Consider the following 19401-nt stretch of genomic DNA (forward strand, 5'->3'; position numbering starts at 1 on the left):
GTTACCTAAACCATGTCTAATCTTTCAGCTTCTTCTGCTTTAAATCAATTTTTATTTCGCCAGCTAGATGCTTGGCTAGATCAACCTTTAAACTTGGTTGCTGCGCCCGCAGGCCTTAATTGGCAACAGCTAGCCGCTGCCTTTGCTAACACCCAGCACCCCCTTCGAGTATGGACAAACGATTGGCGCAGCTTGCAACTTGCTCAAGCTGCCGGTATTCAGAGCTTCTTTACTGCCGAACAAGCACCCAACAACCTAGCTGGACGCAGTTTAGTTTTTTGGCCTAAAGCTAAAGAAGAGGGTTATTGGTGGTTAGGGCAGCTAGCTAAAATACCGCATGAACAGGTTTTACTTGCCGGTGAAACTAACGGTGGAGTTAAAGCACTGGCTAAGCAGCTGCAAGGCGCTGGTGTACTGGTGAATAAAACTGATTCGGCTAGGCGTTGTGCACTTTATACCCTTGATTCTTTGCAGCCAGCTAAAGCATTGATTGCCGAAAACACCCTAGATCAACAAGGGTTTGGACTAGGTGAGTTAACACTGGTTAGCCAGCCTGGGGTATTCAGTCATGGTCGGGTTGATGAAGGCTCAGCCCTGTTAATTGCAACGCTTACCAAGCAGCTAACTATTTCAGCAGGCAAGGCATTAGACCTAGGCTGTGGTTGCGGTTTATTAGGTGCTTGGCTACTTAAGCAGCACCCTAAATTACAGCTTACTGCTGCTGATGTAAGTGGCTTTGCTTTGAATGCAACGCGTGCAACTCTGCAAGCAAACCAACTTAAAGGTAAAGTGGTTGCAGCAGATATTTTTACAGGTTTGGATGAATGCGCCCCACCTGAGGGCTACGACTTAATTATTAGCAATCCCCCTTTTCATACGGGTAAAGCTACTGACTACGAGCTAGCAAGCCGCTTAATTAGCCAAGCACCTAACTACCTACGCAAAGGTGGCGAATTGTGGATTGTCGCTAACCGTTTTTTACCCTACCCAGACTTACTGCAACAAGCCTTTGGTAACTTTATAATTGCCGCTGAAAACGGTAAATTCCGTGTTTACAAGGCAATAGGAGGTAAAGGGTGAGCAGGTCTAATATTCCACGTGATGCTATTTTTGCTACTCCCTTAGATGAGCTAGCCAGCTTTTCTTTTGATGAACAGGTAGCCAATGTCTTTCCAGATATGATTAAACGTTCTATTCCTGGTTATTCACAAATTTTAGGAATGACAGGCGTTATAGCTAAGCGTTATGTACCTGAGGGTGGGCGTATTTATGATTTAGGGGCTTCTTTAGGTGCAACCACTTTAAGCGTGGCACAACAATTAGAGCATTTAGAAACGGTTGATTTTATTACGCTAGATACTTCACCCGCTATGACAGAGCGCTGTGCCAAACTACTTGCTAAAAATCTGCCGCAGCGTTCAGTCACAACACTTTGTAGTGATGTGCGCAGCTTTGATTATCAGCCCTGTGACTTAATCTTATTAAATTTTACGTTACAGTTTTTACCACCTGCCGATCGCCAAGTGTTACTAACTAAGCTTTTTCAAGCACTTCGCCCAGGCGGCGCTTTAATTATTAGTGAAAAAATTCATTTTGAAGACCCTCGCCAAGCGCAGTTACTTTATGAGCTGCATCACGATTTTAAACGTGCTAATGGTTACTCAGATATGGAAATCAGTCAAAAGCGTACTGCTTTAGAAGATGTTCTGCTTACCGATACACCCGAACAACATGAACAACGCTTAAAAGAAACGGGATTTAGCTTTGTTAGCCAGTGGTTTCAATACCTTAACTTTGCTTCTTTTCTTGCTATTAAAGGGGATAGCTAATGCAAGGCCCTGATTTTTCTGAAATCTACCAACAACTAGCCTTATTAGGAGGCGAGCGACCCGGCCTGCATACTTGGCTAGCTAAATTACCAAAACAGTTAGCTGAAGCATTAGACGTTAAACGCTTTCCTGAATTTGTTGGTTGGTGGAAGCGCATAGAAAAACTACCAGAGGTATTCAGTGCTGAAATTAGCTTAACTAGTGCAGCAGTAACGGCTGAAAAAGCCCGTTTAAGCGAAAACGCAACCCTCAGCACTAGCCAACAGCGAATGATTACAGGTTTATTGCAAGATTTAAAACCTTGGCGGAAAGGGCCTTACCAGCTACAGGGCACCTATATAAATACCGAGTGGCGTTCAGACTTCAAGTGGGATCGACTTGCACCCCATTTAAGTGATTTACGTGGCCGCAAGGTATTAGATGTCGGTGGTGGTTCTGGCTACCATGCTTGGCGTTTAGCAGGTGCAGGCGCAGAATTCACCCTTTGTATAGATCCCTCACCCCGTTATTTCGCCCAGTTTGAAGCAGTACGCAAACTAATGGGCAATAAAGAGCGCCCTGCTGTTTTTCACCTACCCTTGGGTATAGAAGCCGTACCAGAGAAAATAGAAGCATTTGATACGGTGCTTTCTATGGGTGTGCTTTATCATCGCCGTTCACCGATAGATCATTTGTACGAGCTAAAAGACTGCTTGCGCTCCGGTGGTGAACTGGTTTTAGAAACCCTGGTGATTGAAGGTGATGAAACCAACTGCTTAATGCCCGAAGATCGCTATGCCGCCATGAGCAATGTGTGGTTTTTACCTTCCGTTGCTCAATTAGAACTTTGGTTAAGGCGCTGTGGCTTTAAAAATATACGCTGCGTAGATTTAAACCTAACCAGCACTAAGGAGCAACGCGCAACCGAGTGGATGACTTTTCAATCCTTGGCTGACTTTTTAGACCCACAAAACCCTCAGCTAACCCGTGAAGGCTACCCTGCACCCTTACGTGCTATTTTAATCGCTGAAAAATAAATCTCATATTCTTTTAGCGAATAAGCTTCTAAACACTAATACCCATAAGGTTATAAAAACAAACTATTTAGCAATCACTATCATTTGGGTTAGAATAACCAATCATTTTACTAGGTAATAGAGGGTTGCGAGGGCTAACATGAGCAAGTTTTATGCTGAAGAAGTAACGAGCGTACACCATTGGACAGAGCACCTGTTTAGCTTTACGACTACCCGTGATGCTGGTCTACGTTTTAAAAATGGTCAGTTTGTAATGATCGGACTAGAAGTGGATGGTCGCCCTTTAATGCGAGCCTATAGTATTGCTAGCCCTAATTACGATGATCAGCTCGAATTTTTCAGTATTAAAGTTCAAGACGGCCCGCTAACTTCACGCTTGCAGCACTTAAAAGAAGGCGACAAGTTAATCGTCAGCAAGAAGCCAACTGGTACGCTAGTGCTTGATGACTTATTACCTGCTAAAAACCTTTATTTGTTTAGCACTGGCACTGGCTTAGCACCTTTTTTAAGTGTAATTCAAGACCCAGAAACTTATGAACGCTTTGAGAAGGTTATACTTCTTCATGGTGTACGCTGGGAAAAAGACTTAGCCTACAGTGAGTTTATTACTCAAGAGCTACCTCAGCATGAATACCTTAGCGAGCAGATTAAAAATCAATTAATTTATTATCCAGCAGTAACGCGTGAAGAATTTGTTCACCAAGGTCGTATTACTGAATTGGCTGCTAGTGGGCAGTTGGCTAAAGATTTAGGTTTGCCCGAGTTAAACCCAGCTACTGACAGGGCAATGATTTGCGGCAGTCCTGAAATGCTAAAGGATATTAGCAAAATGTTAGATGAGCGTGGCTTTAAAGTATCGCCACGCATGGGTGAAGCGGCAGATTATGTAATTGAACGGGCTTTTGTTAGCTAAAGTTTTTCTATTACTTCATCTTGGTTTTTTGAAGCCTTTGCCTGACGAGCAGCGGCTTCAATATAGCTAACTAGGTGTTTGCGTGGGTCTTCTTCCATTGGCTGAAATCTTGCAGCTAACCGTATATTATCCGTTCTTGAGGGATGCATAGGATCAGCTTCTAGACGAATTATTTGGCAAGGTAAAACAGCAGAACCCTTGCCGTGAGGATGCCCTATTTTAGCCTGAAACGAATCAAATACCGTGCTTGTTCGCATTGCCTCGTGCTCCACCATCATCAATAAACCAGACAAAGAAATATCAACTAGGTCTGCGTTAACCTCTGCGCCTGAAGCAAGCTTAATAACTACTTTTTGATCTCTAGCGACTCGAGTCAGTTCGGCATTACGGCGCTCCATACGACCCTGAGCCAAAAAAACTTTTTCAACTAGTTTTTTAGCAGTAAAGGGCTTAACTATAAATGAGGTTACCCCTAGCTGTACTGCGGTTACTAAGGAATCACGATCACCTTTAGAAGTAATCATAATAAAAGGTAGGTGGGCAGTATCTGGGTTGCTTCTAATTTCTTTAAGTAGCTCGTCACCTGCCATCACAGGCATTTCCCAATCACAAAAAATCCAATCTATATCAGGGCGTTGTTTTAAACGGCGTAGTGCTTCCTGCCCATCAGATGCCTCAACAATATCTTTACAGTAAAGATGATCACGTAGCACATTAATAATTGCCGATCGCGCCGTTGTGGAATCATCAACAACCAGAACTACATCTTTTTCTAGCATTACCTTTATCCAAGTCGAAGAGCAAAATTGTTAGTTGATTATAAAGTGTAAATTGTGTGCATCATACCACCAATACAGATTAAAAAGCCTGCTAGGTTACTCAGCTTCTAAGTGTTTTCAGAAGCTGAGTAGCCTAAATAATAACAAGGCGTTTAATTTAATTTAAAACTATCAACTAGCTTTTCTAAATGGTCAGCTAACTTAACTAAATCATCACTTACTTCGGAAGATTTAGTTGCATTAATAGAGGTTTGTTGTGCAATACCACCTATATGAATTACCTGAGCATTAACGCGACCGGCAACCTCTTGCTGCTCTTCAGCAGCATTAGCCATCTGGCTATTCAGTTGGCTAATATTGGTTACTGCATCGGCAATATGGCTTAAAGACTCTCCTACACGCTCAACATCAGCAACACTCTTTTTAGAGCCTTCGCGTGCTGTTTCCATCATGGTTACAGCGCCCTTGGCTTCTTCCTGTAAACGGTCAATAGTTCGTCTGACTTCTTGAGTTGCATCATGGGTACGGTTAGCTAAAGAACGGACTTCATCTGCAACTACAGCAAACCCTCGTCCACTTTCACCGGCTCTTGCAGCTTCTATTGCTGCGTTAAGTGCTAAGAGGTTAGTTTGTTCAGCGATGGCGGTTATTATTTCAAGCACTTGGCCTACATCATCACTGTATTGATCTAAGGCTTGAATAACATTGGAGGCTTTATCTAGATGCTTGGTTAAATCATGAATACTGCAAATGCTTTCTGAGGTTAGGTCACGGCTAGAGTTAGCTTCTTTGTCGGCTTCAACCGATGCTTGCGAAGTACGCTGTGCATGTTCACGCGTAACCTGCGCACTGGCTTGCATTTGCTCCATAGAACTTGCCATTTGTTCAGTTTCTGCATATTGAGTATTAACGGCTTTAACTGTTTCATCTGCAACAGTGGCAATGGTGGTTGCTGAAGATTTTAAGCTACGGGTTGTAGAAGCAACCTGGCTTAGGCTGTCAGAAAAGCGTTCTAGCATTTTATTGAAAGCTTTAGATAAAACACCAATTTCATCAGATGAGCGTACTGTATGCACACGAATAGTTAAATCAGATTCACTTTCTGCACGTTGGATGGCTTTTCTTAAGTAGCCTAAGGGACGTAAAATAATTCGGTATAAAACAAAGGAAATAAGTAATAAACCACCAATAAAGAGTAGGGCTTGTACACCACCCAACTTTAAGAGATTCATATTAATTTGTTTGTCTAGTGCTGCTAACGAGTAACTTAGACGTATAGCACCTAACTGCTCCCCTTCTGTACCCACATGACAGGTTGTACAGTCTGTGCCTCGGTAGTTGGTTTCGCTAATAACAGGACGAAGCACCGTTAATACCCGCCCTTCAGGGGTGTTTCTAATAACTTCTATTAGCTCACCTTTTAAAGCGCGTTGGTCTAGTTCATCTGCCGCTTGATCTAAATTTGAACCTGCACCAAATAAGTCTATAACCGGTTGCGAGCGTAAAACCTTTGCTTCGGTAATACCTGGTTGGCTAAGCACTTTTTCACGATGAATTTCTCTAAACTGTGCCAAGGTACCCGTTAGCATCATAATGTTCAGAGTGTCTAGGTAGCTGTCAGTTGCATCTTTAACATTTTGCAACATGGCATCTTCAACCATGGCACGCTCACTACGTATGGTAAATAACATAGAAGCAACCATCACCACCAACAACACTGCCAGTAATACCGCATTCACCTTGGTTTGAATCGACGTATCAGCAAACCACTTATTCATTCGGCTCTCCAGCAATCTCGGCTTACGCCAGATAAGACATAAAGGTTGCATAGTCCGTCATGATGGGTAGAGAATCCTTGATCTAGGCCAAGTTTGCTTGCCTCGGTAACCAAACTTGACCTAAGTTTACTTATAACCCTAACTTCTCTGCCACAAAGTCAGCGTCCTTGTCGCCACGACCAGAAAGGTTAATTAAAATATTCACTTCTGAGCCAAGATTTTTAGCTTCGCGCATAGCCCAAGCTATGGCATGTGCCGATTCCAATGCAGGAATAATACCTTCTAAGCGCGACAGCTGCATAAAGGCATCTAGGCAGGCTGTATCATCAATTCCATGGTATTCAGCACGGCCTAGGTCTTTTAAATAGCTATGGTGGGGGCCAACCGAAGGATAGTCTAAGCCAGAAGCAATAGAATAAACTGGGTCAGGTTCACCAGCAGCATCTTGCAACATATAAGAATGGAAGCCATGCATAGTGCCAGGCTTACCATAGGTTAGGGTTGCGGCATGATCGCCTTTACCCAAACCGCGTCCACAGGGTTCAACACCCACTAGTTTAACGCTTTCATCATCCATGAATCCTGAGAAAATACCCATAGCGTTAGAGCCACCACCCACACAAGCAACAACATAGTCGGGTAGCTTGCCAGTCATTGCAGGAAACTGTTCTCTTGCTTCTTTACCAACAATGGATTGAAAGTCTCTTACCATCATGGGGAAAGGATGCGGCCCAACAACAGAACCTATAGCATAAAAGAAGTTTTCAGGGTCTTTAACATATTCTTCAAACGCACTATCAACAGCATCTTTTAGGGTTTTAGTGCCTGATTCAACAGCAATTAGCTTAGCACCTAAAATTTTCATTTTAGTGACATTAGGGTGTTCTTTAACAATATCGACTGCACCCATGTGAATCTCGCAGGGCAAGCCAACCAGCGCACAAGCAGTAGCCATAGCAACGCCGTGCTGTCCAGCACCTGTTTCTGCAATTACTTTGGTCTTACCCATGTGCTTGGCTAATAAAGCTTCTCCTAGCGCATGGTTAATTTTATGAGCGCCTGTGTGGTTTAAGTCTTCACGCTTAAAGTAAAATTTAGCACCACCACAAGCCTCTGTGAGTCTACTGGCATAATAAATAGGGCTAGGACGACCAACATAATGTTGATATAGCTCTTTTAACTCATTCTGATAGGCTGCTGTTTCACGAACTTTAAGGTAAGCCGTTGCTATATCATCCATAATAGCTTTCAGATGAGGTGGAAGCACTTGACCACCATAAGGACCGAAATAACCTTCTGCATCAGGAAGCATGTGAGCACTGGGTAATTTTTGTGTTTTTTTAGTTGTTGGTGTCATCTTTGCTATTGCCTTGAACTTGATTAAAATGAAAAAAATACACTACTACTCTAACTCGTGCGTGTCACTCCTCCAAGCATCTAGGTGTAACATTTTTTGCTGCTACTAATCTTTTTTTGGTGAAACTTAATTTATGGATATTATTAACGAAATTTTAATCCGCTCAGGTAACTGGGCACATAGTCAGATGAACAACATTACTCTGGCTCTGGTTGCAACCCTGCTAGTTATCTATGGTGACCAAATCAACAGTTTTGTTAAGCGTTTTTTAAGACCCTACCCACGCATTATAAGAATACTGGGTTTTGTTATTATGTGTGCCTTTGGTTACGGGTTACTAACCGTTTTACTCACGCCTGTTTTTGCGGGTTGGTTTTCCTTAGTTAGTACCAAGTGGCTTGGACTTTTAGTTCTTGCAGCTTTCTTGCTGGTAGGCTGGATAGCTGAAAACAAAAAACAAGTGTAGAATATAAGTATATTCTTATATTTATAAGTGAGAAGTCTAATGAACACTTTACAGCAACAAGCTACCAATTTACCTGAGCTGCTTCCGAGCAAAACCGATACCGAGTGGAATTTTTGGAAGGTTGCTCTAGCAAATGGTTGGTACTTATATGCTGAACAAGAAGATCAAGCTTTGCATCTAGGTGCATTTGCAGACCCTGGTAGTCTTGCTGTTCAACAGCTGCGTTTTTTGGAAGACCCCAAAACAACCGTTGTGATGACTTTAGATTCAGACTTGTTTCACGCTTGGTTAAAAGCACCTGAACAAACTAAACCACCTCGCTTTACTGGTCAGCTAGGCAGTCATTGGAGTGGTTATGGTGTAAAGCCCATCATCGAAAATGACACAGAGGTTGAGGTGATTTACGCTGCTGATTTGCGCCATGAGTGGATGGGTGTGTTTAGTGAGCCTGACGCTTTTGCTATAATAGAGCAGCACTACGACCGCCGCCGCAAGCGCTGCCTTATTTGTTAAGGGTTATTCTTCATAAATAAGGCCAGCTTCCCTATATTGTGCAAGGCTATCGGGCGCTAGATCATCAAAGCGGGTGTAACGACCAGTAAACAAGAGGTGAACACTACCTATGGGGCCGTTACGCTGCTTACCAATTATAATTTCTGCCAAGCCTTTATTGCCTTCTTTATCTGGGTTATAAACTTCGTCACGGTAAACAAAGGCTATAACGTCAGCATCCTGCTCAATAGCACCCGACTCACGCAAATCTGACATAATAGGCCGTTTGTTAGTCCGCTGCTCTAGCCCACGATTAAGCTGCGACAGCGCCACTACTGGGCAATCAAACTCTTTAGCTAAAGCTTTTAAAGAACGCGAAATCTCGGAAATTTCTGCAGTACGATTCTCGCTATTACCTGGCACTCTCATTAACTGCAAATAGTCGACCATAATAATAGAAATACCCCCTTCATCCCGCGCAATACGGCGTGTTCTGGTACGTAAATCGTTGGGCGACAAGCCTGGCGTGTCATCAATATAAAGCTTCTTTTCTTTTAAAATGGCCAAAGTAGAAGAAATTCTATCCCAGTCCCGCTCACCAAGATCTCCAGTACGAACTTTAGACTGATCTATTTGACCCAAAGAAGAAAACACCCTCATTAATAGCTGTTCTGCAGGCATTTCCATAGAAAACACTACGGCTGTTTTATCAGAATTTAAAACAGCATTTTCGACTAAATTCATAGCAAAGGTGGTTTTACCCATAGAAGGACGACCAGCAACAATAACCAAGTCTGATGGTTGCAAGCCAGAGGTCATTGCATCTAAATCTTTAAAGCCAGTCGTTAAGCCAGTAATACCACTTTCGCTTAGGTCTAAAGATTCTAGTTTTGCTAATAATTTAGCTGCTACATCGGTAATTAATTGTGGCCCACCAAATTTTGGCCGTTCTTCTGCGATAGTAAAAACTTCCCTTTCCGCTTCATTCAATAACTCATCAGAAGTGCGTCCTTCGGGACTGTACGCCGAGTCAGCTATTCTTCTTGCTGCTTGAATAAGCTTACGACGCACCGAGCGCTCACGCACAATTTGGGCATAGGCCAAAATATTACTGGTTGAAGGCGTATTGCGGGCAAGTTCAATTAAATAGGCATCGCCACCGGCTTGTTCTAGCTGATCTCGTGCTTTTAATTCTGCAGAAAGTATCAGTGGGTCGAAAGGTGAGTTACGTTTTACCAGCTCGTGCATGGCGGTATAAATGTAACGGTGTTCGCCGCGATAAAAATCAGCTTCTACTAATAGCTCTGCTACTGCATCTACCGAAGCATTGTCTATCATTAAACCACCCAAAACTGATTGTTCAGCTTCAAGTGAGTGGGGGGGCAACTTTATATCAGAAGCTTCTTTGTCATCGCTAAAACGGGTATTTACCATTCTTAACTCACCTCAAATAAAAAAGGCACAGGGTTTAACCCGTGCCTTTTTTCTTAAACCGGGGCCAGTCAAATAACTGGCTCGGTTAGTTTACTCAGAAAAGCTTATTCTGCAACAACAGCTACACGTAATACGCTTTCAACTTCTGCATGTAGGTGAACAGCAATTTCATACTCACCCACGTTACGAAGTGGGCCTTCTGGTAAACGAATTTCGCTCTTGCTTAGCTCTACACCAGCAGCGGTAGCAGCTTCGGCTAAATCACGCGCACCAATAGAACCAAACAGTTTGCCTTCGTCGCCCGCTTTAGAAGCGATAGTAACACGCTCTACGCCTTCTAGCTTGGCTGCAACTGCTTGGGCTGCAGCTAAACGCTCAGCAGCAGCAGCTTCTAGCTCTGCACGGCGCTCTTGGAAAACTTCACGGTTTGCAGCTGTGGCAGGAACGGCTTTACCTTGAGGAACTAGAAAGTTACGGCCATAACCATTTTTAACGGTTACTTCTTCGCCTAGTCCACCCAGTTTGTTTACTTTTTCTAATAGAATAACTTGCATTTTAATATCCTCAAGACGTTAGGCCTCGCCATCACCATCCTGTGAAGGAGGTGGCGGTGGAGGAGCCAGTCGGTAACGTATATTTACCACACTGTCCGCCAGGGCAATAAGAACGAGCAATAAGCTCATGTAAGGCTGAGTAAAAATCAACAACACATACAACAGACCCAACCAAAAGCTGTTGTATTTTTTAATTGCAAATACTCCATGTACCAGTGCAATACCTGCGATAAGGTGGGGCACTAATAACACTGGAATAGCTGGCATAAGCCAAGTTTGTCCGCTAACAACTAAGGCTAAGACTAAGGGCAAAAAGGCAGCTGACCAAAGCGGTAATCTTAATGCGTGGAACTCAGCCTGAAAACCACCTGGGTTATAAAGTACTGACTGCCACCAACGCGCTATAATTAAACTAGCAATTAACATAAGCAATTGCACAGAGGTTATAACGCCATTAAATAACCAGCCGAGTGTGGCTGCTAACTGCTGTTGATCTAAAGCTGTTAGTTCATAGCTTTCTGCTAAGCCACCTTGATCAAGTAGTAGGTCGATAATTTGCAATTGCAACGCATCGTCTAACCACTGAACAGTGAGTGCAATAAACGAAGCAGCTAGAGCACCTACAATTAGTACACGGCTCCAACCCTGATTAGTGCGCAACACTTGTGCAAGCGCTGCAGCACCGACCACACCCAAAAGCACATCTGGGCTAGAAGCTGTTACCCAGAAATACAAACCGGGCAGAGCAGCAGCTAGCAGAATTTTTATGCCTTGCGCAGGTCCCATCCGTAACCAAACTAATGCAACGATAGCACCGCTGAAAACAGAGAGGACAGGGATTAAAGCAGCAACCACAGCCGCACCTAGGGCACGGCTGGGGCTTTTCATGACAAACTCAGCTAAAGCACGCATAGTCGTAGGCCTTATTAAAAGCCTAAATGCTTATTCGTGGCTATCTGAGTAAGGTAGTAGCGCTAGGAAGCGAGCACGCTTAATAGCAGAAGACAACTGACGCTGATATTTAGCTTTAGTACCTGTAATACGGCTAGGTACAATTTTACCAGTTTCAGTCACATAGCCTTTTAGAAGGTCTAGGTCTTTATAGTCGATCTGCTGAATACCTTCAGCAGTAAAACGACAAAACTTACGGCGACGGAAAAAACGAGCCATGGTGATTCTCCTGATTAATTAGTTTATTCGGCGTCTTCTGAATCGTCATCAGACGAGTCATCTTGATCATCATTACGATCTTGACGGTCGTCACGATCATCACGACGGCGATCTTCGCGGGATTCAGAAGCCTTCATTGGCGAAGGTTCAGTTACCGCTTCATTAGTGCGAATAATCAGGTTACGAATAACGGCATCGTTGTAACGGAAGACTTCTTCTAGCTCGTTAACAACAGAATCTGGGCACTCAATATTCATTAAAACATAGTGTGCTTTAGTGATTTTGTTGATTGGGTAAGCTAGGTGGCGACGGCCCCAATCTTCCATACGGTGTACGGTGCCCTGGGCTTCAGTGACCAGAGTAGTGTAACGCTCAACCATAGCGGGAACCTGCTCGCTTTGGTCTGGGTGAACCATGAAAATTACTTCATAATGACGCATTAAATGCTCCTTACGGATTAATAGCCTTTTGCTTATAAATAACAAAAAGCAAGGAGGAAACTACACAACCCAGTAGTAAACTACTGCCATTCGAGTGAATTTCCGACCACTCAAACAAGCGCGGAATTCTAACCCTTACTGCTACCTAAGTGCAAGTTTTAAAGCCTTTGCCTTACTGCTTCGTACAAAACCACGCCCGATGCAACCGAAACATTTAGGCTAGAAACCTCGCCTGCCATGGGCAGTTTAACTAATTCATCACAAACTTCGCGTGTTAAGCGCCGCATTCCTTTACCTTCTGCACCCATAACTAACGCCACGCCTTGTGTTAAATTAGCTTGGTAGATTAGCTGCTCGGCCTCACCTGCGGTACCTATTACCCAAACCCCATAATCAGCAAGGCTACGCAGTGTTCTAGCTAGGTTAGTTACTTGAATAAGCGGTAGGGTTTCGGTTGCACCGCAGGCAACTTTTCTAACCGTGGCATTTAAGCCTGCCGATTTATCTTTAGGAACAATAACCGCATTAGCGCCAGCTGCTTCAGCACTACGCATACAAGCACCTAAATTGTGTGGGTCGGTTACGCCATCTAGCACTAGCAATAAAGGTGGCTTGGTTACTTCTACTAATAGGCGCTCTAAATCGGATTCACTGCCTGCTTGGCGTGGCTGCACCCAAGCAATAATACCTTGATGCACACCACCCGCTTCTTTATCTAAGGTTTCACGTGGCTGCACTTCAATTTTTACACCAGCGGCTTGCGCATCTTCTAGCAAGCTTTGCATACGTGCATCATCACGCCCTTGCTGTACCCAAAGGTAAGCGATGTGCTTAGCACGGTGCTTAATTAAACTAGCAACAGCATGAAAACCAAAAACTGCTGCTAGGCTTTGTGTGGCTTCTATTTTGGGTCTACGGGGTCTTTTATTCACAGTTATTTACTTAACCTTATTCTTTGCACGTTCTTTTTTACCGGGACGGCTAGCACTCTTTTTTTTCTTCTTTTTTGTTTTGTCTTTTTTAGATGACTTACCTAATTTTACCTTGGGGTCATCTTTAACTGCTGCCGCAGCCGCTTTACTCGACACTTTTCTTTTACGTACTTTTTTTGCAGGTTTGTCTGGGTTATCTATAACATCAGTTAAATCAAAGTCTATTTTGCGATCTTCTAAATTAACCCTTGAAACGATAATCTCGACATCATCACCCAAGCGATAACTCCGACCACTTCGTTCACCTACGAGGCGCTGCTTTTCTGGCTCGAAACGGTAGTAGTCACCCGGTAACGAACTGATATGCACCAAACCTTCAACAAAATAATCATGCAGCTCAATAAATAAGCCAAATCCAACCACTGAGCTAATGCGTCCTGTAAACACCTCACCCACGCGTGACAGCATAAACTCGCACTTCAGCCAATCAGTTACATCACGTACAGCTTCATCGGCTCGACGTTCAGCCATGGAACAATGCTCACCCAGCTCAACCATTTGTTGATCTGTATAAGGTGACCATTTCTCTGCTTTCTCAACCTGTGCTTCATTAACCCTTTGTACATTGGTGCTTTCAGCACCACTACGAATTAAGCCACGAATGGCTCGGTGTACTAGTAAATCTGGGTAACGGCGAATGGGTGAAGTAAAGTGCGCATAGGCGGCATAAGCCAAACCGAAGTGGCCTTCGTTTACTGGCGTATAAACCGCTTGACGCATAGAGCGCAGCATCATGGTTTGTATTACTTCAGAATCTGGGCGGTTACGAATTTTACTAAAAACTTCTTGGTAGTCTTTGGGTGTTGGTTTATCGCCACCCTCTAGCACAATGCCTAATTCTGCTAAGAAAGCACGCAGGGTTTCTAAGCGTTCTGTTTTAGGGCTTTCATGTACTCGGTACAGCCCAGCTAATTTATGCTTGGCTAAAAAACGTGCTGTAGCTACGTTAGCGCACAACATACACTCTTCAATAATTTTATGTGCATCGTTACGTACTACAGGGACAATTTTTTCAATCTTTTTATCATCACCAAACACTATGCGTGTTTCACGGGTTTCAAAATCGATTGCACCTCTTACTTCACGTGCTTGGCGTAACGCTTTATAAGCCTCATACAGGTGCTGCAAAGGCTTAACTAGGTGTGGGTATTGCCCACGCATCGTTTGCGCCAGTGCGCTTTCAGGCGCATCAAGTAATGCACCCACTTGGGTATAGGTTAATCGTGCCTTTGAATTCATTACCCCTTCGTAAAACTTGTAACGACTTAACGTTCCCGTTTTACTAATGTTCATTTCACAAACCATGCACAGGCGATCAACATTCGGATTTAGCGAACAAAGACCATTGGAAAGTGCTTCTGGCAACATGGGGATAGTACGGCCAGGGAAGTAAACGGAGGTTGCGCGTGTCATGGCTTCGCGATCTAAGGGTGAATCTACACCGACATAGTGAGAAACATCAGCAATAGCAACCCATAGTTTCCAACCGCCTGAGCTAGTTTTTTCACAGTAAACGGCATCATCAAAGTCTTTAGCATCTTCACCATCAATGGTGACTAGCGGTAATTCACGCAAATCAACCCGTAAAAGCTTGTCGACTTCGGCTACTTCTTTACCAAACTGGTTAGCCTGCGCTGTTACTGCTGCATTCCATTCAAAGGGTAGGTTATAGCTACGCAGTGCTACTTCAATTTCCATACCTGCAGCCATAAAATCACCTAATACTTCAGTAATCTTACCTACCACCATACGGCGATGGCCTGGGTGCTCGGTTATTTCAACTTGAACTATTTCACCTTCACGCGCACCACCTAATTCATCAGGTGGAATAAGCACATCGTGGTGCAAGGAGGTGTTCTCTGGAACAACGACGGCAAAACCACCTGGCTGGAATTTCAAACGACCAATAAGCTGAGTTACGCCTCGCTCTAGAACTTCTACCACTGCGCCTTCACGTCGGCCACGTTGATCTGTACCCATTTCACGCACCAGAATAATATCGCCATCCCAAACCTTGGCTAACTGGCGGTTATGCAGGTAAAGGTCATCACCGCCCCCTTCAGGAATTAAGAAACCGTAACCATCGCGGTGAGCTTGTACTCGGCCTTTAATTAAATCTAACTTGTCAATTAGTACATAGGCACGACGACGATTAATTAATAACTGACTAGAGCGCTCCATGGCTATTAATCGCCGTCTCAATGCTTCAATTGAAGTTTCGTCAGTCATGCCATAAGCCTTGCACAACTGTTCGTGAGTCATAGGACGACCCACTTCTTTTAAGCAATCAAGAATGTATTCACGGCTGGGCACTGGGTGTTCATAGGTGCTTGCTTCGCGATCGGCGTAGGGATCTTTATCTAGCGGCCAGGTGGCTTTCATCAGAGGTAATCCTTCTCTTTTAGTTGTTGCACTAACGTGTATTACTTGAGTTTAACACGTTGGCAGACGACTGCTTAATTAACCTGATAAGAGTCACACATTAAACCTTAGGTAGGTAAGCGCCCTTCACCGACTTCCTCGTGAGTGACGCCATCTCTAATATGATAAATACGTTTAAACGTAGGTATTATTTTTTCATCGTGGGTCACTACGATTACGGCGGTATTAAAGCGTTTAGCCATATCATTAAGAATACGAACAACTGCCAGGGCACGAACTGAATCTAAAGGTGCGGTGGGTTCATCAGCAAGAATAACCGGTGGCTGGTTTACCAAACCACGAGCAATGGCAATGCGTTGCTGTTCGCCACCAGATAACTGTGATGGCATGGCCTTGGCTCGGTGTTGTACATCCAAAGCGGTTAGTAGTTCTAAGGCGCGGCGACGTGCTTCCTCATTGGGCACTCCGGCTAACATAGGCAACAAAGCAACGTTATCGGTCGCATCTAAAAAAGGAATTAAATAGGGTGACTGGAATACAAAACCTATCTTATCTCTACGTAAAGCACTTAAATCACCTACCTTCCAACCCTCATCATAAATAACCTGCTGGTCTAACACCATGCGCCCTGCTGTTGGGTCAATAACTGCTCCCAAGCACTTAAGCAGCGTGCTTTTGCCTGAACCAGAAGGTCCAATCAACCCAACCACCTCTCCCGGTGCTACTTGCATATTGACATCTTTTAAAGCAAAAACTGCGGTGTCACCCTCACCAAAGCGCTTACTTAAATTTTCAATTTGAATACCTTGTATGCTCATTTTTAGCCTATTACCTCAGCCGGATCGACTTTTAAAGCCATGCGTATAGCAACCACACTGGCTAGCGTACAAATCAGTTGAATTGCAACAAAGCCAATAATTGAATCTATAGGTAACAACAACACGTATTTAGGAAAAATAGGTGCGGCAAAAGTTGCGGTAATTTTCCCTACAACAAAACCTATAGCGCCCAGTACTAAAGCCTGTTGTAGAATCATCCAAACTAGGGTGCGGTTACGTGTACCTATCAGCTTTAATACGGCAATTTCACGTATTTTGTCCATGGTTAGGGTGTAAATAATGAAAGCAACAATGGCAGCACAAACAATCGCAAGTATCACTAAAAACATGCTAATTTGCCTTGCGGAAGTAGCAATTAGTTTGCCAATTAAAATGCCTTCCATCTGCTCACGATCATAAACCGTAAAACGCTGCCAACGCTCAATAGGTTCGGCAACTGCTTGAGGCAAATACTCGGGTTTAATTCTTACTAAAACAGCATTAACAGAAGGGTTAGTTGTTTGCGAGGCAAGCACTGCCTCTAGCAAGCCAGGTAGGTTAGGGCGATTAAGCGCTGGGTTAGCTTCAGTACGCCGCCGCTGCATTAAGATGGCATCCTTATCTTTTAAAAACTGTGCCTCTTGAGCACCTTTAAGTGGAATAAAAATCATTGGGTCACCACTGGCAGAAACCATGCGCCGCGTTAACCCCACTACCTTGTATTGATTACGCCGTATAGTTAAGTAATCACCCAGCTGAAAACCACTGGCTAAATCGGCTACTGCTTCATAATGACCTCGGGTAATTTGCCGACCTGCCACTAAATAACGAGGCCAGCCCAAGGTTCCTGCTCCACCAGGAGCAATACCTACAACCATGGCACGAACATCGTCTTCACCCCTTTCGATCTGCATGGTTAAATAAGTAATATTTGCCGCTTCAGCCACCCCTGGTTGGGTAAGCAAACTACGCCAAATATCATCTGGCACACTGGATGGTTCTGCGTAAGGACCTAGGGTTGCCTGCTGCACTACCCAAAGGTCTGCGCCCGAGTTATCTAATAGCACCTTGCCATCATCAACCATACCGCGATAAACACCTGCCATAATAAGGGTAACGCCTATTAGCAAACCCAAACCCACGCCGGTAAAAATAAACTTACCCCATGCATGTAAAATGTCACGCCCAGCAAGGCTAATCATTGCTCTTTGCCTACTAGGCTTTTTGTAATCTGTAGGCGACTTTTAGCAGTAAGTGCCTTCTCACTGTATAAAACTATTTCATCACCAAGGTTTAAGCCTTCTTTTACCTGCACATAGCCATCTAGGTCTGCTCTACCTAAAAGAAGGGGTATAAAAACTAGCTGGTCTTGCGTTAGTTTCCATACCCCACGCTGGCCTTTATTTACTCTAATGGCTGCATTGGGAATTACTGCTGTTACAGGCAAGCTTAATAGCTGAACTGTTACTTCTGCTAACTCACCCAAGGGAGGCAAGGGTTGGAGTGCTTCATTAAAAATCACCTTGGCTAGCACTTCTTCTGTAACAGCATCTGCTAAGGGCTCAACTCTTAAAACCTTGCCTAACAAGCTAACACCTTGCTGTGATCTTAAAGTGATACTTGCCGGTAAATTAGCTGCCAACCCCCTAGCATTCACCTGATCAAAACGCACATGAACCCATAAGCTAGCTGGATCAATCAACTCAACCACGGCTTGACCTGCAACCACCGTGCTTCCCAGCTCTGAATTTCTTGCTACCACTAAACCAGCTGCAGGTGCTTTTAACTGTAAGTTTTCTTTTTGATTAAGCAAAGCACTGAATTCTGCTGCCAAGCGATCAATATCTGCTGTTGCTGCTTTAAGCGTTGCCTTGGCCAGAGCCAACTCCTGCCGCTTTAGTGCAACACTTTCGGCACTGGTATTTTTAGAGGCCAATAAAGACTCATAGCGTTCTACCTGTGCTTGAGCAAACTTTTGAGTGGCTTCTGCTTGTTCAACTAGGGCTTCGGCACGGCGAGTAGCTGCTTGTTGTGCTACCAGTTTATCTGCTAAATCGACATTATCCATTTCACCCAAAACTTGGCCAGCAGTAACCAAATCACCTACTTGAACATTAATTTGTTTTAAGCGGCTGGTATGAGTTGGCCCAATTTTGTAGGTGTAGCCTGCTTCGACTGTACCAATTCCAAATAAAGAGGGTGCTAGGCTACGCAACTCTACCTGAGTGGTGGTGACTGCAATGGGCGCTAAAGGCCCAGCTCGCAAAGCCACATAAATAAATAGCAGCAATAAAGCTAAAATAACTGCAAACAAGGCAAGGGTACGGCGCTGTAAACCGAAGATTTTCATGCTTGACTCCGTACACCACGAAGGTAAATAGCAAAAACACTGGCGGCATCAGTACGAATTTTGGCAACCTTGCCAACTAACAAAGACTGGATTACCAAACCTTGAATAGTGCCTATAAATAAAGCTGAAGCTGCTGTTAGGTCTAAGTCCTGCCTTATTTCCCCCTGAGCCTGACCCGCTTCTAATAGGCGAGTTAACCGTTCGCCATAGTGCTTCATTAGGGTTTGTACCATTTTTTTAGGTAGGGTTTCTCCTGACTGCTGCAACTCACCAAAAAGCATTCTGGGTACACCTGGGTGCTTGGCTACAAAGTTAATGTGTGCCATAAAAACCGCCTCTAAGGCTGCAAGAGGCGTCTCAGCACTTGCCGCGGCTTTATCAACTCGCGCCAGCAGCTTTTCTGTTACCCAAGACATAACCGCTTGTAAAATATCGGCTTTTTTAGGGAAGTGGCGAAAAAGAGCACCTTGAGTTAACCCCATGCGCTCAGCTATGGCTGTCGTAGTTATTTCGCTAGGGTTTTGTTTTGCGGCTAGATCAATCACTGCTTTCACCGTTGCCGCACGCCGTTCCTCTGCGGGTAGGTGCTTAGGTAATTCACTACTCATTATCAGGCCTCATAGTAAGTAAT

The 19401-nt window shown here is 44.1% G+C and carries 20 protein-coding genes; 6 read left to right on the forward strand and 14 right to left on the reverse strand.

Annotation, left to right across the window (positions count from 1 at the left end; all coding sequences use genetic code 11):
• Positions 1 to 12 precede the first annotated feature (12 nt).
• From H571_RS14705 to H571_RS0108170, 4 genes are all read left to right on the forward strand, one after another.
• Positions 13 to 1080, forward strand: coding sequence for a methyltransferase (locus H571_RS14705; protein ID WP_051168239.1), 1068 nt, complete (start codon positions 13 to 15; stop codon positions 1078 to 1080).
• On the forward strand, positions 1077 to 1829 hold the full coding sequence (gene cmoA, locus H571_RS0108160) for a carboxy-S-adenosyl-L-methionine synthase CmoA (protein ID WP_027848868.1): 753 nt from the start codon (positions 1077 to 1079) through the stop codon (positions 1827 to 1829). Before H571_RS14705 ends, cmoA begins: the two co-directional genes overlap by 4 nt.
• Positions 1829 to 2845 (forward strand): tRNA 5-methoxyuridine(34)/uridine 5-oxyacetic acid(34) synthase CmoB, encoded by a 1017-nt coding sequence (gene cmoB / locus H571_RS14710; RefSeq protein WP_084482761.1) that lies wholly within the window; start codon positions 1829 to 1831, stop codon positions 2843 to 2845. Before cmoA ends, cmoB begins: the two co-directional genes overlap by 1 nt.
• 139 nt (positions 2846 to 2984) lie before the next feature.
• The gene (locus H571_RS0108170) at positions 2985 to 3758 is read left to right on the forward strand and encodes a ferredoxin--NADP reductase (RefSeq protein ID WP_027848869.1); all 774 of its coding nucleotides are present in this window, start codon (positions 2985 to 2987) and stop codon (positions 3756 to 3758) included.
• Here the strand turns inward: H571_RS0108170 and H571_RS15550 are convergent.
• From H571_RS15550 to trpB, 3 genes are all read right to left on the reverse strand, one after another.
• A complete protein-coding gene (locus H571_RS15550) occupies positions 3755 to 4537 on the reverse strand; it encodes a response regulator (RefSeq protein ID WP_051168240.1) in 783 nt (260 codons plus the stop codon). The two genes, H571_RS0108170 and H571_RS15550, sit on opposite strands and share 4 nt — an antisense overlap.
• 152 nt (positions 4538 to 4689) lie before the next feature.
• Complete coding sequence (locus tag H571_RS0108180) at positions 4690 to 6315, reverse strand: methyl-accepting chemotaxis protein (RefSeq protein WP_027848870.1); 1626 nt, start codon at positions 6313 to 6315, stop codon at positions 4690 to 4692.
• Positions 6316 to 6445: 130 nt separating this feature from the next.
• Positions 6446 to 7672, reverse strand: a complete 1227-nt coding sequence (gene trpB, locus H571_RS0108185) for a tryptophan synthase subunit beta (RefSeq protein WP_051168241.1) — start codon at positions 7670 to 7672, stop codon at positions 6446 to 6448.
• A gap of 133 nt (positions 7673 to 7805) precedes the next feature.
• On the opposite strand from trpB, the gene H571_RS0108190 reads away from it, so the two are divergent.
• Both H571_RS0108190 and H571_RS0108195 read left to right on the forward strand, forming a co-directional pair.
• Entirely contained in the window at positions 7806 to 8138 is a 333-nt protein-coding gene (locus H571_RS0108190) for a DUF3392 family protein (protein WP_036217947.1), read from the forward strand.
• A gap of 39 nt (positions 8139 to 8177) precedes the next feature.
• Positions 8178 to 8651 (forward strand): hypothetical protein, encoded by a 474-nt coding sequence (locus H571_RS0108195; RefSeq protein ID WP_027848873.1) that lies wholly within the window; start codon positions 8178 to 8180, stop codon positions 8649 to 8651.
• A gap of 3 nt (positions 8652 to 8654) precedes the next feature.
• Here the strand turns inward: H571_RS0108195 and dnaB are convergent, their stop codons facing one another.
• The 11 genes from dnaB to H571_RS0108250 all read right to left on the reverse strand — a co-directional run bounded on the left by dnaB (position 8655) and on the right by H571_RS0108250 (position 19378).
• Entirely contained in the window at positions 8655 to 10064 is a 1410-nt protein-coding gene (gene dnaB, locus H571_RS0108200; protein WP_027848874.1) for a replicative DNA helicase, read from the reverse strand.
• A gap of 104 nt (positions 10065 to 10168) precedes the next feature.
• Complete coding sequence (rplI, locus tag H571_RS0108205) at positions 10169 to 10618, reverse strand: 50S ribosomal protein L9 (RefSeq protein WP_027848875.1); 450 nt, start codon at positions 10616 to 10618, stop codon at positions 10169 to 10171.
• 18 nt (positions 10619 to 10636) lie between these two features.
• Entirely contained in the window at positions 10637 to 11506 is an 870-nt protein-coding gene (locus H571_RS0108210) for a hypothetical protein (RefSeq protein ID WP_169445769.1), read from the reverse strand.
• Between the two features lie 54 nt (positions 11507 to 11560).
• Positions 11561 to 11788, reverse strand: a complete 228-nt coding sequence (gene rpsR, locus H571_RS0108215; RefSeq protein ID WP_027848877.1) for a 30S ribosomal protein S18 — start codon at positions 11786 to 11788, stop codon at positions 11561 to 11563.
• Positions 11789 to 11811: 23 nt separating this feature from the next.
• On the reverse strand, positions 11812 to 12228 hold the full coding sequence (gene rpsF, locus H571_RS0108220) for a 30S ribosomal protein S6 (protein WP_027848878.1): 417 nt from the start codon (positions 12226 to 12228) through the stop codon (positions 11812 to 11814).
• Positions 12229 to 12386: 158 nt separating this feature from the next.
• Positions 12387 to 13160 carry a 23S rRNA (guanosine(2251)-2'-O)-methyltransferase RlmB gene (gene rlmB, locus H571_RS0108225; RefSeq protein ID WP_211219782.1) on the reverse strand — a complete coding sequence of 258 codons (774 nt, stop codon included), beginning with the start codon at positions 13158 to 13160 and terminating at the stop codon, positions 12387 to 12389.
• Positions 13161 to 13166: 6 nt separating this feature from the next.
• Positions 13167 to 15602 carry a ribonuclease R gene (rnr, locus tag H571_RS14720; protein WP_036217949.1) on the reverse strand — a complete coding sequence of 812 codons (2436 nt, stop codon included), beginning with the start codon at positions 15600 to 15602 and terminating at the stop codon, positions 13167 to 13169.
• Between the two features lie 107 nt (positions 15603 to 15709).
• Positions 15710 to 16420 carry an ABC transporter ATP-binding protein gene (locus tag H571_RS0108235; RefSeq protein ID WP_027848880.1) on the reverse strand — a complete coding sequence of 237 codons (711 nt, stop codon included), beginning with the start codon at positions 16418 to 16420 and terminating at the stop codon, positions 15710 to 15712.
• A gap of 2 nt (positions 16421 to 16422) precedes the next feature.
• Positions 16423 to 17622: an ABC transporter permease gene (locus tag H571_RS0108240; RefSeq protein ID WP_027848881.1), complete on the reverse strand. Its 1200-nt coding sequence runs from the start codon at positions 17620 to 17622 to the stop codon at positions 16423 to 16425.
• A complete protein-coding gene (locus tag H571_RS0108245; protein ID WP_027848882.1) occupies positions 17619 to 18770 on the reverse strand; it encodes an efflux RND transporter periplasmic adaptor subunit in 1152 nt (383 codons plus the stop codon). The genes H571_RS0108240 and H571_RS0108245 overlap by 4 nt, the downstream gene beginning before the upstream one ends.
• Positions 18767 to 19378, reverse strand: coding sequence for a TetR/AcrR family transcriptional regulator (locus H571_RS0108250; RefSeq protein ID WP_027848883.1), 612 nt, complete (start codon positions 19376 to 19378; stop codon positions 18767 to 18769). Before H571_RS0108250 ends, H571_RS0108245 begins: the two co-directional genes overlap by 4 nt.
• Positions 19379 to 19401: the final 23 nt, after the last annotated feature.

It is taken from the genome of Marinospirillum minutulum DSM 6287, from assembly GCF_000422325.1.
In the GTDB taxonomy this organism is placed as follows: Bacteria; Pseudomonadota; Gammaproteobacteria; order Pseudomonadales; family Halomonadaceae; genus Marinospirillum; species Marinospirillum minutulum.

What these genes read in the sequence shown, in the direction of transcription:
- H571_RS14705 (WP_051168239.1), top strand. Translation starts at nt 13, where the DNA reads ATGTCTAATCTTTCAGCTTCTTCTGCTTTAAATCAATTTTTATTTCGC.
- cmoB (WP_084482761.1), top strand. Translation starts at nt 1,829, where the DNA reads ATGCAAGGCCCTGATTTTTCTGAAATCTACCAACAACTAGCCTTATTA.
- H571_RS0108170 (WP_027848869.1), top strand. Translation starts at nt 2,985, where the DNA reads ATGAGCAAGTTTTATGCTGAAGAAGTAACGAGCGTACACCATTGGACA.
- H571_RS15550 (WP_051168240.1), bottom strand. Translation starts at nt 4,537, where the DNA reads ATGCTAGAAAAAGATGTAGTTCTGGTTGTTGATGATTCCACAACGGCG.
- H571_RS0108180 (WP_027848870.1), bottom strand. Translation starts at nt 6,315, where the DNA reads ATGAATAAGTGGTTTGCTGATACGTCGATTCAAACCAAGGTGAATGCG.
- trpB (WP_051168241.1), bottom strand. Translation starts at nt 7,672, where the DNA reads ATGACACCAACAACTAAAAAAACACAAAAATTACCCAGTGCTCACATG.
- H571_RS0108190 (WP_036217947.1), top strand. Translation starts at nt 7,806, where the DNA reads ATGGATATTATTAACGAAATTTTAATCCGCTCAGGTAACTGGGCACAT.
- H571_RS0108195 (WP_027848873.1), top strand. Translation starts at nt 8,178, where the DNA reads ATGAACACTTTACAGCAACAAGCTACCAATTTACCTGAGCTGCTTCCG.
- dnaB (WP_027848874.1), bottom strand. Translation starts at nt 10,064, where the DNA reads ATGGTAAATACCCGTTTTAGCGATGACAAAGAAGCTTCTGATATAAAG.
- rplI (WP_027848875.1), bottom strand. Translation starts at nt 10,618, where the DNA reads ATGCAAGTTATTCTATTAGAAAAAGTAAACAAACTGGGTGGACTAGGC.
- H571_RS0108210 (WP_169445769.1), bottom strand. Translation starts at nt 11,506, where the DNA reads ATGAAAAGCCCCAGCCGTGCCCTAGGTGCGGCTGTGGTTGCTGCTTTA.
- rpsR (WP_027848877.1), bottom strand. Translation starts at nt 11,788, where the DNA reads ATGGCTCGTTTTTTCCGTCGCCGTAAGTTTTGTCGTTTTACTGCTGAA.
- rpsF (WP_027848878.1), bottom strand. Translation starts at nt 12,228, where the DNA reads ATGCGTCATTATGAAGTAATTTTCATGGTTCACCCAGACCAAAGCGAG.
- rnr (WP_036217949.1), bottom strand. Translation starts at nt 15,602, where the DNA reads ATGAAAGCCACCTGGCCGCTAGATAAAGATCCCTACGCCGATCGCGAA.
- H571_RS0108235 (WP_027848880.1), bottom strand. Translation starts at nt 16,420, where the DNA reads ATGAGCATACAAGGTATTCAAATTGAAAATTTAAGTAAGCGCTTTGGT.
- H571_RS0108240 (WP_027848881.1), bottom strand. Translation starts at nt 17,622, where the DNA reads ATGATTAGCCTTGCTGGGCGTGACATTTTACATGCATGGGGTAAGTTT.
- H571_RS0108245 (WP_027848882.1), bottom strand. Translation starts at nt 18,770, where the DNA reads ATGAAAATCTTCGGTTTACAGCGCCGTACCCTTGCCTTGTTTGCAGTT.
- H571_RS0108250 (WP_027848883.1), bottom strand. Translation starts at nt 19,378, where the DNA reads ATGAGTAGTGAATTACCTAAGCACCTACCCGCAGAGGAACGGCGTGCG.